This is a genomic window from Clostridium sp. UBA6640 (assembly GCF_002455975.1).
Lineage (GTDB): Bacteria > Bacillota > Clostridia > Clostridiales > Clostridiaceae > Clostridium_J.
This window is the reverse complement of record NZ_DKLM01000154.1, coordinates 27,038-43,486: the sequence shown is the minus strand read 5'-3', so window position 1 is coordinate 43,486 and position 16,449 is coordinate 27,038. Positions and strand designations below refer to the sequence as shown.

Annotated in this window: 16 protein-coding genes and 1 riboswitch; of the genes, 9 read left to right on the top strand and 7 right to left on the bottom strand. The window is 29.4% G+C overall.

Translation table 11 applies throughout. From position 1 onward, the window contains the following. Positions 1-399: 399 nt before the first annotated feature. Positions 400-636: a hypothetical protein gene (locus B2W91_RS17755; protein WP_291583333.1), complete on the bottom strand. Its 237-nt coding sequence runs from the start codon at positions 634-636 to the stop codon at positions 400-402. 145 nt (positions 637-781) lie between these two features. Here B2W91_RS17755 and B2W91_RS17750 point away from each other — a divergent pair, with 145 nt between their 5' ends. Continuing rightward, entirely contained in the window at positions 782-1,309 is a 528-nt protein-coding gene (locus B2W91_RS17750; protein ID WP_291583331.1) for an NfeD family protein, read from the top strand. Between the two features lie 27 nt (positions 1,310-1,336). Continuing rightward, positions 1,337-2,824: a flotillin family protein gene (locus B2W91_RS17745; RefSeq protein WP_291583329.1), complete on the top strand. Its 1,488-nt coding sequence runs from the start codon at positions 1,337-1,339 to the stop codon at positions 2,822-2,824. A gap of 302 nt (positions 2,825-3,126) precedes the next feature. Here the strand turns inward: B2W91_RS17745 and B2W91_RS17740 are convergent, their stop codons facing one another. The 4 genes from B2W91_RS17740 to B2W91_RS17725 all read right to left on the bottom strand — a co-directional run bounded on the left by B2W91_RS17740 (position 3,127) and on the right by B2W91_RS17725 (position 6,270). Further along, positions 3,127-3,561 (bottom strand): hypothetical protein, encoded by a 435-nt coding sequence (locus B2W91_RS17740; protein ID WP_291583327.1) that lies wholly within the window; start codon positions 3,559-3,561, stop codon positions 3,127-3,129. 101 nt (positions 3,562-3,662) lie between these two features. After that, a complete protein-coding gene (locus B2W91_RS17735; protein ID WP_291583325.1) occupies positions 3,663-5,051 on the bottom strand; it encodes a sensor histidine kinase in 1,389 nt (462 codons plus the stop codon). Beyond that, positions 5,038-5,736: a response regulator transcription factor gene (locus tag B2W91_RS17730; protein WP_291583323.1), complete on the bottom strand. Its 699-nt coding sequence runs from the start codon at positions 5,734-5,736 to the stop codon at positions 5,038-5,040. Before B2W91_RS17730 ends, B2W91_RS17735 begins: the two co-directional genes overlap by 14 nt. A 330-nt stretch (positions 5,737-6,066) precedes the next feature. Further along, on the bottom strand, positions 6,067-6,270 hold the full coding sequence (locus tag B2W91_RS17725) for a hypothetical protein (RefSeq protein WP_291583321.1): 204 nt from the start codon (positions 6,268-6,270) through the stop codon (positions 6,067-6,069). An 869-nt stretch (positions 6,271-7,139) separates the two neighbouring features. After that, positions 7,140-7,296: riboswitch (M-box (ykoK) riboswitch) on the top strand. A gap of 227 nt (positions 7,297-7,523) precedes the next feature. Here B2W91_RS17725 and B2W91_RS17720 point away from each other — a divergent pair. Then, positions 7,524-8,786, top strand: coding sequence for a magnesium transporter MgtE N-terminal domain-containing protein (locus B2W91_RS17720; protein WP_291583319.1), 1,263 nt, complete (start codon positions 7,524-7,526; stop codon positions 8,784-8,786). A gap of 209 nt (positions 8,787-8,995) precedes the next feature. Here the strand turns inward: B2W91_RS17720 and asnA are convergent, their stop codons facing one another. Then, positions 8,996-10,000, bottom strand: coding sequence for an aspartate--ammonia ligase (gene asnA / locus B2W91_RS17715; protein WP_291583317.1), 1,005 nt, complete (start codon positions 9,998-10,000; stop codon positions 8,996-8,998). Positions 10,001-10,334: 334 nt separating this feature from the next. Beyond that, positions 10,335-11,378 carry a M42 family metallopeptidase gene (locus B2W91_RS17710; RefSeq protein ID WP_414633135.1) on the bottom strand — a complete coding sequence of 348 codons (1,044 nt, stop codon included), beginning with the start codon at positions 11,376-11,378 and terminating at the stop codon, positions 10,335-10,337. 183 nt (positions 11,379-11,561) lie between these two features. On the opposite strand from B2W91_RS17710, the gene B2W91_RS17705 reads away from it, so the two are divergent. The 6 genes from B2W91_RS17705 to B2W91_RS17680 all read left to right on the top strand — a co-directional run bounded on the left by B2W91_RS17705 (position 11,562) and on the right by B2W91_RS17680 (position 16,432). Further along, positions 11,562-12,902 carry a VanW family protein gene (locus B2W91_RS17705; protein WP_291583316.1) on the top strand — a complete coding sequence of 447 codons (1,341 nt, stop codon included), beginning with the start codon at positions 11,562-11,564 and terminating at the stop codon, positions 12,900-12,902. Positions 12,903-13,058: 156 nt separating this feature from the next. Further along, on the top strand, positions 13,059-13,256 hold the full coding sequence (locus tag B2W91_RS17700; protein ID WP_291583315.1) for a hypothetical protein: 198 nt from the start codon (positions 13,059-13,061) through the stop codon (positions 13,254-13,256). Between the two features lie 166 nt (positions 13,257-13,422). Further along, a complete protein-coding gene (locus B2W91_RS17695; protein WP_291583313.1) occupies positions 13,423-13,590 on the top strand; it encodes a hypothetical protein in 168 nt (55 codons plus the stop codon). A 257-nt stretch (positions 13,591-13,847) separates the two neighbouring features. Continuing rightward, positions 13,848-14,024 carry a hypothetical protein gene (locus B2W91_RS17690; RefSeq protein WP_291583311.1) on the top strand — a complete coding sequence of 59 codons (177 nt, stop codon included), beginning with the start codon at positions 13,848-13,850 and terminating at the stop codon, positions 14,022-14,024. A gap of 301 nt (positions 14,025-14,325) precedes the next feature. Then, on the top strand, positions 14,326-15,276 hold the full coding sequence (locus tag B2W91_RS17685) for an AAA family ATPase (protein WP_291583309.1): 951 nt from the start codon (positions 14,326-14,328) through the stop codon (positions 15,274-15,276). Beyond that, complete coding sequence (locus B2W91_RS17680) at positions 15,269-16,432, top strand: DUF58 domain-containing protein (protein WP_291583306.1); 1,164 nt, start codon at positions 15,269-15,271, stop codon at positions 16,430-16,432. Before B2W91_RS17685 ends, B2W91_RS17680 begins: the two co-directional genes overlap by 8 nt. Positions 16,433-16,449 lie beyond the last annotated feature (17 nt).

Sequence of the window (16,449 nt, the reverse complement as noted above, 5' to 3'; positions counted from 1 at the left end):
AAAAATATGAATAACAATATATTCTTATAAATTATTTAAAATGAGGATAACTATAGGAAAAGCAATCATATAATGGAAATATACTATAAATATGAAGGATTTTTGATTTAAAGGTAGAATTAATTTTTTATAATAGACTTAATTATAAAATATACATATAGATAACTAAGGGTAAATATGAGTTTTTTATTTAAAGACATGAGTTTAAGTTCTAGAATATGATTTTAAAATAATAAAATAAAAAACGTCCTATATAGTTTAGAACTAATTGTTTTCAAATTTGAGATAAAATAACTAGTCAAATATGAAAAGGATATTTATGCCATAATGACTAGTTATCTTTAGAAGATAAATTGTTTGTTCTTAAAGTTATAGTTATTACGGAAGATGAAATTTTAACTATTTTCTAGGATCATCGTACTCATAATTCAATCCTTCAACTAAATCTTGAATAGAAGTATTAACATTATTAACTTGACCTTTAGTTGGAAGACCATTATTGGAAAATTCATCCTTTAAGTCCACATCTTCATTAGGAACAGTTAAATCAGGATCTACATAATCATCAATTTTCATTTTGACATAAGGTGTACCCTTAGGATTACTTACATCAAACTTTTCTCTTTCTTTATTCATTATATATCACTCCTTTATTTTAAGATTTTAATTTCTTAATTTTAGTATGAGATGTATTGAGAAAATTATGTATGAATATTCATATAGGGACATGTTATAAAGTCAAATTGATATTATTATGTAATATTTTAGAAGGGTGATGTGAATGGCATTTGAAATATATAAAAAAGGATTTATATTTTGTGTTTTATATGCAGGTCTTATGTTTATATTAGGAGGAATTTTTCACGGGATAAATTTGGATGGGATGGATTTGCCCAATGATTTATTAGCAAATGTTATGCATATTAATGGGACCTGTATAATGGCTTTTTTAACAGTTTTTACTGGCTGCGGTATGTATTTAAGTGAAAAGAATTTTAAATGGTATTATACATTAGCAATATCTATAGCTTTAGGACTCGGGACATCTAAAATTATTAGCAAATTTATAATAAAGCCACTTAAAGAAATAGAAGAAAGCTTTGATATGAAGACAGAAAATTTAATTGGCGAAAAGGCAGTGGTTACTACAACAGTATATGAAAATGGTTTTGGGCGAATATCTTACGTATATAATGGAGTTAAAATGACTTCGCCAGCTAAAGAAATAAACTTAAAGCAATTAGATGTAAATACTCTAGTATGTATAAAAAAAATCGAAAATCAGGTATTTTATGTGGAAAAATTGTAAAATTATTAATATAAAGGAGCAATAATTATGAATTCACCTTTCTTTATTCCTCTTGTAATTTTAGGGGTATTATTATTACTAATCTTATTGTTATTTTCACTATGGAAGAGGGTGCCTCAAGATAAGGCATTGGTAGTAACTGGTCTTAAGAAGAGAGTAATTAGTGGAGCGGGAGGATTTGTTTTTCCTCTACTAGAAAGAACTGATGTTATATCTTTAGAGAATATGAAAATTGATGTACGAACTGACGGAGCTTTAACAGAGCAGGGTGTTGGAATAATAGCAGATGGAGTAGCTATTGTTAAAGTTAAATCTACAACAGAATCTATCTTATCTGCAATAGAACAATTTAATACCGGAAATGAGGCTAATACTATATTAAATATCAAGGATACTGCAAAGGATGTACTGGAAGGTAAGTTAAGAGAAATTATTTCAAAACTGACAGTTGAAGAAATATATAAAGATAGAGAAAAATTTGTTTCTCGAGTTCAAGAAGTTGCAGCGGTAGATTTGGCAGAGTTAGGATTAGAAATTAAAGCTTTTACTATTAAGGATTTATCTGACAATGATAACTATTTAGTTAACTTAGGTCGTCCAAGAGTTGCTCAAGTTAAAAGAGATGCTGATATAGCTCAGGCAGAGGCGCAAAAAGAAACTCATGTAAAAACTTCTCAAGCTTATAGAGAAGGAGAGGCAGCTAAAATACTTGCAGAAACTCAAATTGCCGAATCTAATAAAGAAAAAGAATTAAAAGTTCAAGCTTATAGAAAAGTGCAAGAAAGTGCAAAGGCTGTATCAGACCTTGCATATCAAATTGAAAGTAATAAGGTTCAAAAAGAAGTTACAGAAACACAAATGCAAGTTGAAATATTAAGAAAGCAAAAAGAAAGAGAACTTGCTGATGAAAATATGAAGATAGAACTTGTTAAGAAGGAAAGAGAAATAGAAATTGCCACTCAAGAATCCTTGAGAAAGGAAAGAGAGCTTGAAGCAACTATTAAAAAACAAGCAGATGCTAATAAATACAAACAAGAAAAAGAGGCAGAGGCAGTTAAATTTAAAGAAATTGCTGATGCTGAGGCTAGAGCAAGAGCTATAGAACTTGAAGGTAAAGCTAAAGCAGAAGCATTAAAACTTCAAGGGATGGCAGAAGTAGATATTATACGAGAGAAAGGACGTGCAGAGGCGGAGGCAATGATGAAAAAAGCAGAAGCTTTTAAAATGTATAATGATGCTGCAGTTACTCAAATGATAATAGATAAACTACCAGATATAGCAAAAGCAGTTGCAGATCCATTATCAAAAACTGAGAAGATTGTTATTATAGATAGTGGAGAGGGAAGCGGAAAAGGAGCTTCAAAGGTTACTAAGTATGTAACTGACATAATGAGTTCTCTTCCAGAAACAGTTAATGCATTAACTGGAGTAAATATAAATGATTTATTTAAAAATAAAACTGAGGAAATACAAAATAAAGATGAAAAAGTAGACCATAAAGAAATAGAAAAATGAAATAAAGTGGTGAGTTATTCACCACTTTATTTTATAGATAAACTATTTTTAAAATTAATGTATAGCTAAATATAGCTACACTTTTAAGTATTCAAATTCACAATTATGGCTGAAATTAATTTTTACTAGCAATGTATTGCTAGTTTTCCACCTCTGGAGAACAGTAGTGCCCTTTAGGGCTGTTTTGTCAAGGAACGTTCTGTTTTCTTTAGAAAACAGACAGAAAAAAAGACAGGGTTAAAATTCCCTATCTTAATGATATAAATGTATTTGCGTTTAATGCTTTGCTATTGGATTATTATTTATGGTGTGTTGGAAAACCATATGCAACCACCACGTCCACCGCCACGTACACTCCCACGTACACCGGTTGCACCGCGGCCGTAAGTCGCACAATAGTCATACATTTCAAGCATATCCGCTTTGTCGGTAGAGGCTATTAAACCGTCGTTAATAGCTTTGTCAATTCTTGTTTCAAACGCTTCTTTGTGGAGAAAGTTACCGTTTTCCTCCCACATGAAAGCGTAACCACCGCCGCAGATACCAAGTCCCAGTCCGGGATTGTCAGGGTTAGCACCTCTGCCCATTCCAAACTCAAATCCACTTTCTGCTTTAGCGGCAGCACCTCTACCCATGCCAGCTCCAGCCCCTCTGCCAAAACCTGCTGCAAAAGCTGTACTCGACATACTTAAAACGAACAGAGACGTTAATGTGATTGCAAAAATTCTTTTCTTCATAATAAAAACCTCTTTTATTTTTTTATTCAGCCAGTTGTTTCCTGCTGTGATTATATAATAACTTATATTTATGGCGAAATTATGTTTTTTATAAGGTATTTTCATGGCATTTGAAAAATAAATTCCGCCCCTGCTCCTTCGTTGCTTTGAACCGAAAGTTCGATATTATGCCTTTCGGCAATTTGTTTCGCAATGGCAAGCCCTAATCCTGTGCCGGTCTTGTTTTGCTCGGAGTTTGTTTTATAGAATCTGTCAAAAATAAAGGGTAAATCAGCTTTTGATATTCCTATGCCGTAATCTCGTATGGATAGAGTTCTATTTTTATGAATAATATCAACGGTACCCTTTTCCGGCGAAAACTTTACAGCATTATCAAGAATAACCATAAGCATTTGGCGGATACGCCCGTAATCTCCGTTAATTATGCAATCTGTATCATTTTTAACGATATTTAATTCTATTCCCTTTTTTACTGCAATATGGCGGACACTCCTTGTTATATCGTCAACAATATCACAAAGAGAAATGTCCTGTTTTTCTATAACAAAGTCCATGTTTTGTAATTTAGATAAATCTAATAAATCGCCTATAAGTCTTTGTAAAAAAGTAGCTTCACAAAGCATTTGATTATGATAATCCTCTATTTGCGTAGGGTCGGTAGCAACCTTGTCAACCAAAGCCTCAAGGGAGGCACGAATAACCGTGACGGGGGTTTTAAGTTCATGGGATATGTTTGCCACAAACTCGCGCCTTGTATGTTCAAGCCTGAGAGCGTCCCGCGCTTCTTTGCTGATGATAGGGTCTGTAAAGTTTTTAGAAAGCCATAACGACAGTAAAAAAGCGGAAGGAAGAGCGATTCCTAAACTTATAGCAAGCAATCTACCGCCCTGTGTAATCGCTTCATCAATACCGCTTATGGGTGAATGGAGCAATACAACGCCTATCACATCATTGTTTGGATTTATTATAGGCGCTCCTACCGTCAATGTTGATTCGGCAAATAATCCGCTAAATTCTTCACTTAATAATGTTTTTCCTGTAAAGACATCAATAATAAGCATTTCCGCATTTTCCGGTAAATCCGAATAGGTATAATCGTGTCTCCGCCCCATGCCGTGCCCCATACCACTTGTCACAAGGTTTAAGTTTCTGTCAACAACCCAAACATCAGTTCCTGCAATATCGCTGAGAAATTGAAAATACGCGCCATACCCCGAACCCATACCGCCGCCCATGCCGTTGCCGCCCATGCCGTTGCCGCCCATGCCGTTGCCACCCATGCTGCTGCCACCCATGCCGGAATAACCATCCATGTATTTGGAAAGCGTTGACGCCATAGATTCCGCTCGTTCCGAAAGTTGATTTTCATGTATCCTTATCGTATTGTTTCTAAGTAAAAGCATAAAACTAATACCAATAATAATCGAAAATAAAAACAATGCGCTTGCGAAATAAAGGCTTAATTTAACCGCTATCTTATTCTTGAACATCTGAACACCCCTCAAATTTATATCCCACGCCCCATATGGTTTTAATTTCCCATGTTTCATGTTCTTGCTCGTCAAGTTTAGCGCGAAGCCTTTTTATATGGCTGTCAACCGTTCTGTTATCGCCCAAATAATCATACCCCCACAGTCTGTTCAAAAGGCTAGCTCGTGAAAAGACTTTATTTTTATTTGTCACAAGCGTCCATAAAATTTCAATTTCTTTCTTTGTCAACGAAATTATGTTTTCATTAATGGAAACAACGTAATCGTCAAGATTTATTTTTAAGTTATCAAACTCAAAAATCTGCGCGGTCTTTTCATCCTCATGGTTTATTCTTCTCATAATTGCCCGTACTCTCGCCATGACTTCACCGGGTGAGAAAGGCTTTGTTATATAATCGTCCGCTCCAATGTCGAGCCCCATGATTTTTTCAAAATCTTCACTCCGCGCCGTTATCATAATGATTGGCACATTTGATTTTCTCCGTATATTTTTGCAAACTTCAAAACCGTCTTTTTGCGGCATCATAACGTCAAGTAGAATTACATCAGGATTTTCATTTTCAAATTTTTGTATAGCTTCAAGTCCATCGAATGCAGATATTGGAATGTATTCGTCTTTCTTTGCATAATCGGATAAAATGGACACAATTTGACTGTTATCGTCCGCTATTAAAATTTTCGGCATATTGCACCTCCGTTTTTATCTTAATTATATAATATAAATATGGCGTTTTTATGTTTTTTGCTGTAATAATTTTATATTAAGATTAGAATAAGCGGGTAAGCCGTAAGCCTGCCCGTCCTCATGCATAATATTCTCCGTGCCTTTTCTCAATAACTCAATGCTCCGCACTTCATCTTGTGGGCTGTAATACATCTCGCAGAGGTTTAATACCAGCTCTAAACAGGCTATAAATTCTAACTTGGGTTCCTTGTAATGTTTTTGTAGCTCCAATAATTTTATTCTTTTTGCCCTTAGTACAAGATGTTCCAAGAGTTATCATCTGGCAATAAGCTATACAAACACATAAATATAAAGTTCTTGCATACTGATATTGTCAGTCCGAGTACCCCCTAAATTAAATTCACCAGTTTTAAAATCTCTAAAAATTTCTTCTATATCAAATCTCTTTTTATATTCTCTAATGGCAAGTGGTTGTTCTAAATTATTAGCTATAAACCAAGTATCCTTAGCACCTTGAGCCTTACAAACAGCCATGTTGCAAACATAATTTTGAGCTGTTAATTTTATATTGAAAAAATGCTTTGTCCTTCCTTTTGAAGGAGTTATATCTTCTAATTTTTTGATTTTAGCCTTATTAGAAATTGTTATTTCTAAATCCTTTGTACATCGAATATAATATTTAAATTTTTGTCTATAAACTCAAATAGGTCAACACTTTTAAAGCCTCTATCTGCAAGGATTGTAACCTAGAAATCATATGGTGTATAAACTTAAGCCCCTGTTTAACATGTTTAAAATTTTTAATTGTAAATTGTGAATTTGATATTTTTGGGAATGATACTAATAAGTATTAATTATTTTTAGAGATAGATCAAATTTAGAAGTGGTATATCTAATTCACAATAATAAAATATTTATAAATTTTATATTTTACAAGTGAAAGATTTATTTTTATTAAATCAACAATATTACTAATTTTTCATCAAAATCTTATTAAATTAGCTACTGATATGGTTACATTTAAAGTTATTTATTGTATAATATAGGAGAAGGTATTTTATATGATTTAATTAAGTTAAATAATTTAAATAATTAACCTTAGGTGAGACTCCTATAGATATACCAGCTCTAAAATTAATATATATGTGAAAGTGATTGGTGTTTATTGGCATAGAAATTGAAACTATTGAATTCACAATTTTGGATATTTCTCAGTAGTAACTGAGAAATTTAGAATTGATTAACCGTAGCGGTAAGCAGTGCTCGTCATATAATAATTAGCAATTGTATTGCCAGTTAAAAAATCCATTAAAGAAATTATTTTGATCAAAAATAATTTCAACCTTAATTGTGAATTTTGCATTGTGAATTGAAACACTTAATGGTGTAGTTATATTTGGCTATATATTAATTTTTAAGGCAGCATATATATGCCATTTCCCAGAAACATCGAGAGATGTAAGTGGGTTAACAGGTACTACCGAATCAAGGTTTTACTTAATGTAGCTGGCATAATGTTCAAAGCTATATAGTGCTAAAACTCAAACATAATTTTATAGCTAGAGATCTCACTTTATTTAAGTGAGCTTTTTATTGCGTATAAATATATTTTCTATAAGAGAAATTCTAATTTAAATTTGTTTTAGGTGGTGAGATTGAATGGAAAGTGGCCCTCGAACTAGAGAGTCAACGTTAAAATTAAATAAGTTTCAGAGAAATATTTATGATTTAATAACTTTCTGTTCAAAAAGATAATAGATATTTCTCTGGCAAAAGGAGGAATATCTATGAAAAAGCTAAATGAATTCTTTTTAAGTAATATTTTAAATGCCTATATGTATGATGAATTAGATGATAATATAGGTAAATTGATAGATATATATGTAACTACAGAGTCAGGATATCCAAGGGCTATAGGCTACAAAATTAAAAAAGGTAAAGAAGTGTTAAACTTTGAATTTAGAAATATAGATATTTATAAAGAAAAATCAGCTTATATGGTAAAGGTTATAGGCGCGAAAGATATTATCCCTAGAAGGTATTCCTATCTATTATCTAAAAATCTTTTAGATAAACAAATTGTTGATATTAATGGTAAAAAAGTTATTAAAGTTAATGATTTAAAGATGATAAAGACAGCAGGAGAAATAAGAGTTTTAGAAGTGGAATCTGGATTACTATCTTTATCTAGAAGATTTGGAATGGAAAGTTTAGTCAAAGGATTTTGTAGATTTATAAATAGGCAAGTTAAAGATGATTCTATAACTTGGGAAAGTGTTCAATCTATAGAAATGATTGATGATAGATTAAGACTTAGTGAGCCATATAAGAAACTTACAGAACTTCATCCTGTAGAACTTGCAGAAATTGCTAGGGCATTATCTTCAGAGGATAGAAGAAAAATATTTGAAGGATTAAAAAATGATTTTGCAGCAGATACACTAGAAGAATTAGAAACGGAAATCCAAATAGATATTTTAAAAAATCTTAGTAGTGAAAAGGCAAAAGAAATATTAGATGTTATGCCTAATGACGAAATAGCTGATATTTTAGAAGAGATGGATGATGAAACTAAAGAAGATTTATTAATAAATATTGATGATGAAGATGAGCTAGAGATAAGAGATCTTATGGAATATGAAGATGAAATGGTAGGTAGCATAATGAACACTGACTTTATTTCTATAAATATTGATATAACTGCTAGTGAAACCATTGATATTTTAAGAGCACTAAAGCCAGATGACGAGGTTGCACATTACATTTATATAGTAGATCAGAATGAAAGACTTCAAGGTTTTATATCTTTAAGAGATTTAATTTTAGCAGATTCTAATTCAAAATTAAAATCTATAATGAATACAAAAGTTCTACTAGTAAAAGATAGCGATGATATAGAAAAAGCTGTTCAACTTTCAATAAAATATGAACTTTATTCGTTACCGGTAATAGATGACGAAGAGAAATTATGTGGTGTGGCAGTGATGAGCAACATTATTGAAGAATTACTAACACCTAGTTGGAAGAGAAAACTTAAAAAATCAAGTTAATATATAGTTCTATAATATGAAGATATGTGTTATGAAAAATTGTGACTTTTAGTCACGATTTTTTACTTCACAGAAGAGTATAAAAAATTAGAATTATAATAATAACTGTAGAAAATAGGCATAAAAATAATTCAAAACTATCATTGAGTAAATATTACTAAAGGATAGTTTTGAAAAGACAATTTACTGTTCTCTAAAATATATAATTTTTATAGTAAATGTATATTGTGTTTTTTACATTCATCTATCATATCTAAAGGCCAAATTGAGGATTGTACTTCACCAATATGTATCCTGTTTAAAAAATACATACACATTCTAGATTGACCTATACCCCCACCGATGGTATAAGGAAGTTCATCCTTAAGTATTGAACTATGAAATTGAAAATCTCTTTTGAAATCTGAGTTTGTAACTCTAAGTTGACGGTCTAAAGCAGCACTATCTACTCTTATACCCATAGAAGAAAGCTCTAAACCTTCTTCAAGTAATGGATTCCAAAAGATAATGTCTCCATTCAACTCCCAGTCATCATAGTCTGCTGCACGATTATCATGTTTTTTTCCTGAAGCCAACTCGTTTCCTATTCCAATGATAAAAATTGCACCATATTCTTTAGCAGCAAGATTTTCTCTTTCCTTAGATGATAAATTAGGGTATTTATCTTCTAATTCTTGAGAAGTAATAAAGGTTATTTCAGATGGAAGCTTTTTACCTAAATGAGGATATTTTTCAAAAAGGTAGTCTTCTGTGTCTTTAAATACGGAATAAATACTTGTTACAGTATTTTTAAGATAGTCTAAATTTCTTGAAGATTTATCTATAATCTTTTCCCAATCCCATTGATCTACATATATAGAATGGATATTATCTAGATGCTCATCTCTTCTAATGGCGTTCATATTAGTATAAAGACCCTCTTCAACTTGAAAATCATATTCATGAAGAGCAAGTCGTTTCCACTTTGCAAGAGACTGGACAATTTCTAATTCTTCACCAGTATGAAGTATGTCAAAAGACACAGGTCTTTCAACTCCATTTAAGGTATCATTAAGTCCTGATGATTTTCTCACAAATAGTGGTGCTGAAACTCTAGAAAGATTGAGAGTTTTAGCTAAATTTTTTTCATAAAATACTTTTATTTCCTTGATTGCCGTTTGAGTTTCCTTAATAGTCATTGATGGAATGTAAGGAGTTTTGCTTAAGCTAATCATAGAAACACCCCCTTAATTGTATTATCATAATTTAAAATACTACAGATGTAAAGCTTATTAACAAAAAATATATAATATTCATCATTTGTTTTAAATTTATCAAAGTAAATATATATTACTTTCAAATTCAATCTATGCATTTATTAGAATTATGTTATTTAATCATCTGAAACTTCTCTTTTATAAGAGAAGTTTCAGATGATTTCTTTTCATGCAATACAATCGTTTTTATTAGAAAATTTATCAAAGGAATTAGTTTGATTAAAACTAATTTTCACTATAATTGTCGATTGTCCATTAAATAGAAAAAATCGTGGTATTACCACGACTTTTTCTATTTAACTTCTTCTTGAACATATTTAATTATTAAATCTACTGTAGCTAAAATAGAATCAACATGAGTTCTTTCATATCCATGAGAAGCAAATATCCCAGCTCCAATTAATGCAGTTTTAATATCATATCCTGCTCTTAAAGCTGCAGAAGCGTCAGAACCATAGTTAGGGTATACATCAATTCTATAATCTATATTATGAGCTTTGCAAAGCTCTGTTAATCTTACTCTTAATTCTACGTCATAAGGCCCAGAAGAATCTTTAGCAGCTATACAGCAGGCATATTCTGTAGAATTTTGCTCAAGTCCAGGACACCCCATATCAACAGCGATAAATTCTTTTGTATTTTCAGGTATTGAAGAACAAGCTCCATGTCCTATTTCTTCGTAGTTACTTATAAATATGTTTATTGTATGAGGAAGCTCTATTTTATTTTCTACAATATATTTTAATGTGTATAATAATATTCCTACACTAGCTTTATCATCTAAGTGTCTTGATTTTATAAATCCACTTTCAGTAAATCTGGTTCTTGTGTCAAAGCATATAAAATCTCCAATTTCAATTCCTAAATTTTTAACATCTTCTTTAGAAAATACCTTTTCGTCTAAAATTACTTCCATATTCTCAGCGGATCTTTTTAAGTCTTTAGCTTCTGAGCCACTAATGTGAACAGATGGTTTTATAGTTTGAATTGTACCTTCATAAGTTTTACCATAAACAGTTTCAATAGTGCAATTTTCACCCTCAATTGATGTCATCATATATCCACCTAGCGGAGTTAAAGATAGTTTCCCATTGCTTTTTATGCCGCTAACCATAGCTCCTAAAGTATCTACGTGAGCAGATAGTGTTTTTTGATATTCATTGTTCACACCTTTTATTGTAGCAATAAGTGCACCTTTATTTGTGGTTTTATATTCTATATTTAGTTTGTCTAGTTCACTTTTTATATAGTTCATTATTTTTTCAGAATATCCTGATGGACTCGGTATTAATAATATATTTTTTAGATAATTTTTAATTTCTTCTATATTGTACATAATAACACCCCTTAATTGTAATATATGTATTTAATGCCATTTATTAATAGTATCATTGTTTTTAATATTATCATAAGGAAGTAAAAAAATCTATGTTTTGTTATAGATAGAAAACTATTTTTCTATTTTCTTTATGCTTAACCTATAAGTACATTCATATAATTAAATGTGGAGGTGTATCATGTGAAAAGTAAAATACTATCAATAACATTAATTATAATCTTTTTTTTATTTTGTGGAATTTTATCTTTTGGTTTTTTTACGATAAGAAAATATGATAAATTGATATACCCTAATGTACATGTTGAAAATATCCCCGTATATGATTTAGAAATAGAAGAAAGTAAGACAGTTTTACATAGAGATTTAGAAGAGAAAATATATAATAAAACATTAGAAATATTAGTAGAAGACAAAATATATAAAACAGATTATATGGAGTTAGGGGTTAAGTTCAATGTTGATAAGGCACTAAATGAAGCTTTTGCCTATGGTAGAAATTTTAATATATTTAAGAAGACGTTCGTTATTACTAAGCCAAACTATATAAATATCAAAGCTGAATTGACTTTTAATGAACAGGCTATAGATGGCATTATAGCTAAGATTGAAAGTCAAACAGATGTAAAAGCTATTGATAGTAAAATTAAACTAATTAATAATGAAAAATTTCAAATATCAGATGAAATAAAAGGTAAAAAATTAGATAGAGATTTATTAAAAAAAGAGATAATTAAAAATATAGACATCAATATAGATATAGAGAATATAGTTATTCATGCTACTATAAATGAAGTTAAGCCAAAGGGTACTAGAGAAGAACTTTCAAAAATTAATGCAAGCATAACAAGATGTAATACTAATTTTAATAGTTCTTCCAGTGAGAGATCGAACAATATAAGGCTAGCTACTAATGCAATTGATGGTACAGTGATAATGCCTGGTGGGATTTTCAGTTTTAATAATATTGTAGGTGAAAGAACCTATAGTAAGGGATATGAGAAAGCTTCTGTGATTGTCGGTGATGAGTTTATAGATGACTTAGGTGGAGGGATTTGTCAAGTTTCTACTACACTTTATAATGCAGTGCTAAACTCTGATTTAGAAATAGTAGAAAGAAGACCACATAGTCTTTATATTACTTATGTACCTTTAGGACAAGATGCTACTGTGAATTATGGTACCATAGATCTAAAATTTAAAAATAATCTGCCTTATCCTATATATATTCATGGGTACACTGAAAACAATATATTGTCTTTTGATATATATTCTAATAATGAGATGAAAAAGAAAAGCTATAAAATTGAAAGTGAAATTTTAGAGATTTTAGAACCTATGGATAAAATAAAATATGATAACAATATTCAAGAAGGAAAAAGATATGTAGAAAAGGTAGGGAAAAATGGATATATAGTTAATGTTTATAAATATATTTATGAGAATGAAAAATTAATAGAGAAAAAGCTTGTCTCAAAGGATAAATATAGAGCAATAAACAATATAGTTAGAGTGGGGATGTAATAAATCCCTAAAGAATAAAATATTATGTAAATTTATACAATTTTCTAGAAAAAATGAACATTTATATGAAAATTTAGGAACGTTTTCTTTTTTTAAAAATATATTGATATTAGAATATGAAAAGATAACTTATATTTATAAAAGTTGGTGTTATAAATGTGGCGTTGTAATGAGTTACTTTTATTAATTTTATTATTAATATTACTACTAGATGATGAAGATTGCTGTAGACCAAGGTATAAAATTAGAATAGATAATGATAAGTGTAAATCTCGTAATAAATGTAATGATGATGAAAATGATTGTGGAAATGTAATTATATATTCGCAGAAGGTTAATATCTTTAAAATATAAATACCTTTAAATACTTAATCTTCAATGGAGTAGGTAAGTAGTGTGAATATTGATATGACTACATGTTATCATAAAAATAAAAAAATAAATACTATCAGTATATTACTAAGATTTACACACTGTATTGAAGCTGAATTTAAAAAAATATGTATAAGAGGTGCATAATATGAGTGATATAAACAAAGAAATACCAAGTGAAGAAGAATTATTAGAGGAAGAATTACTTGGAGAAAATCATGAATCTTCACATAAGCATGAATGTAGTCCAAATTGTGGAGTAACAAAGATTTATACTAAAACTGTTAATATTTGGATAAAGTGCTGCAAGAATTAGAAAATAGAAAAGAATTAGCTAAAAAAGCTCTAAATTTTTTAAAATTTTAGAGCTTTTTTAGTTGAAAAATATTAAGATATATTAAAAAAGGTTAGTGAGCATATTGTTCAACCCTAATTTTAAAGGATTTAAGTTATTTTTATAGAAAACTTATTTTCCAGAGTATATATTAAGCTTTCACATTGTATCCCTATACTTCATAATACATAATATATAGATAAACAATTATTATGGTTGTTTTATAAGGAGTGAAAGACTTGGCAAAATATAATGATAATAGTATTTTGTTAAAAAGTATTAATATATATATAATAGAAAAAATCGAAGTTTCAAAAGATTTAATGGAGCTTTATAATATAAATATTAATGAGAGCAATAGAAAAGATTGCTATTATACTTTTAAAGGCAATTCATTGGGAGAAGTTTTAAAATAAAACTGAATAATTTTTAAGAAAAGTGAAAATTCGCTTTTCTTTTTTATTAGTTCAAAGAAATTAATTAAGAAAATATTCGTATTTCTATAAAAAAGAACAATTATATTAAAAATATTTAAATTAAATTTAAGATATCAATAAACAGTGTATATTATCCATAAATAACTTAAATAACCATATGGCAAGCTTAATTTTTGTAGTATAATTATGTAATAGTTCAAGTGGCTTGGACACAAAAATTAATAAGAATATGATATGATTTGCATAAATCAGAATTTTTTGCTTATTGGGGGATATGATTATGAATAGAGAAGTTGAGCTAATTGAAGGTATAGTAAATAATATTGAAAAAGTGATTATAGGAAAGAAGGATGAAATTTATAATATAATGAAAGGTATTTTAGCTGATGGTCATATACTAATTGAGGATGTACCAGGAGTAGGGAAAACAACATTAGTAAAAGCATTAACTAAAACTTTAAATTTAACTTATAGCAGGGTTCAATTTACACCAGATTTATTACCATCAGATATTATAGGTGTGTCTATATATAATCCTAAAAACTATGAATTTGAGTTTAAGAAAGGACCTGTATTTGCTAACATTATATTAGGAGATGAAATAAACAGAACTTCGCCTAAAACTCAATCAGCATTATTAGAGGTTATGGAGGAAAAGCAGGTTTCAGAAGGAATAACAACTTATATTTTAGAAAAACCATTCATTGTTATGGCAACTCAAAATCCTATAGAGTATGAAGGTACTTTCCCATTACCGGAAGCACAACTTGATAGATTTATGATTAAAGTTAAAATGGGATATCCAAATGAGCTAGATGAAGCGTCTATATTGAGTATCTATAGAAAAGAAAACCCGCTGGAAACTTTAGAATCTATTATAACTCGAGAAGAAATTTTGATGCTTCAGGGTAGAGTTAGGGATGTTTATATAAACAAGGAATTAAATGAGTATATAGTAAGCATTGTAAATGCTACTAGACATAACAAAAGCCTGGTTTTAGGGGCGAGTATAAGAGCATCATTAAGTCTGCAAAGAATTGCACAAGCTACTGCATTAATTAAAGGTAGAAATTACGTAATTCCTGAAGATATAAAGGAAAATGCTAAATTGGTTTTATGTCATAGAATTTTATTAAGTCCTAGCACAAGAGCAAGTAGGGTTGATGCTGAACAAATTGTCTCTGAGATATTAAGAACAATACCAGTACCAAAGGTGAAAAAATATGATTAAAGTTAATATTAAATTTATATTACTTACCATTGTTTCTTTTGTTTTTGCCAAAGTTTCAGGGGGAAATCTTCCTTATAGTGTTTTTTACTCCTTATTTATAATGCTTCTAATATCTATATTATATATGTACTTATCATTACAATATGTTGAGTGTAGAATAAAACATAATGAATTAGAGTATAGTGTTGGGGATGAAGATGAATTCTCACTGGTTATTAGCAATGGAAGTTTTATTCCCATACCATATGTGGAAATAATAAATAGTACATTTTCTGATTTAATTAAAATATACAAGGGAGATGTATTTTTTCTTCAATTAAATAGTGATAAATGGATTAAAAGAACCATTATTTTTAATAAAAGAGGAATATATGATTTTGGAGTAACAACAATTAGGATAACAGATTTATTTAATGTAATAACTTTTAATAAAAATATAAATCATAAGCTAGGAGTAAAGGTATATCCTAAAATTTATAATATAAAGTTTTTTCAGCTTGGCAGCAGTGAAAAGCTAGAAAACTTATTGAGTAGTGATAGCAAAGTAGAAGATTTAACATTAATTAAAGATATAAGACAATATAGAATAGGAGATAGTCTTAAAAGAGTTCATTGGAAGATTAGTGCTAAACAAGGAGAATTATATGTAAAAAATTATGATTATATTTCAGGTACTCAATGTAATTTGTTTTTAAATATGAAGAAAATAGATTTTACCAATAAAGAGGAGGAATTGAAAGAAGAACTTATGATTGATTTCACTGCCTCACTATTAAAGAAATTTGTAAATTTAGGGGTAAAATCAAAAATACATATAAATAATTTTGATAATAAAAGATTTGAAGTGGAAAACTCTATGGATTTTAGTGGAGTTATGGAGTATTTTTTATGTCACAATAGTGATGGAGAAGGAGAATTTGTAGACTTTATAAATAGCAGTTTAAGCTCCTTAGGAGGAAGAAGTTTTTTAGGTATAATTACCTGTAATTTAACTTCTGCATTGAAAGATGAACTTTTACATTTAAAAAGTGTAGGTTATAATGTTAATTTATTTTATTACAATAATTCTTTAGGAATAATGGAAGATATTAGATTTCTTATAGGTACAGGAATTAACTGCTATGATTTTAAAGAAATTATAAAAAATAGCTTATAGCTAATTAAGAGATCAGG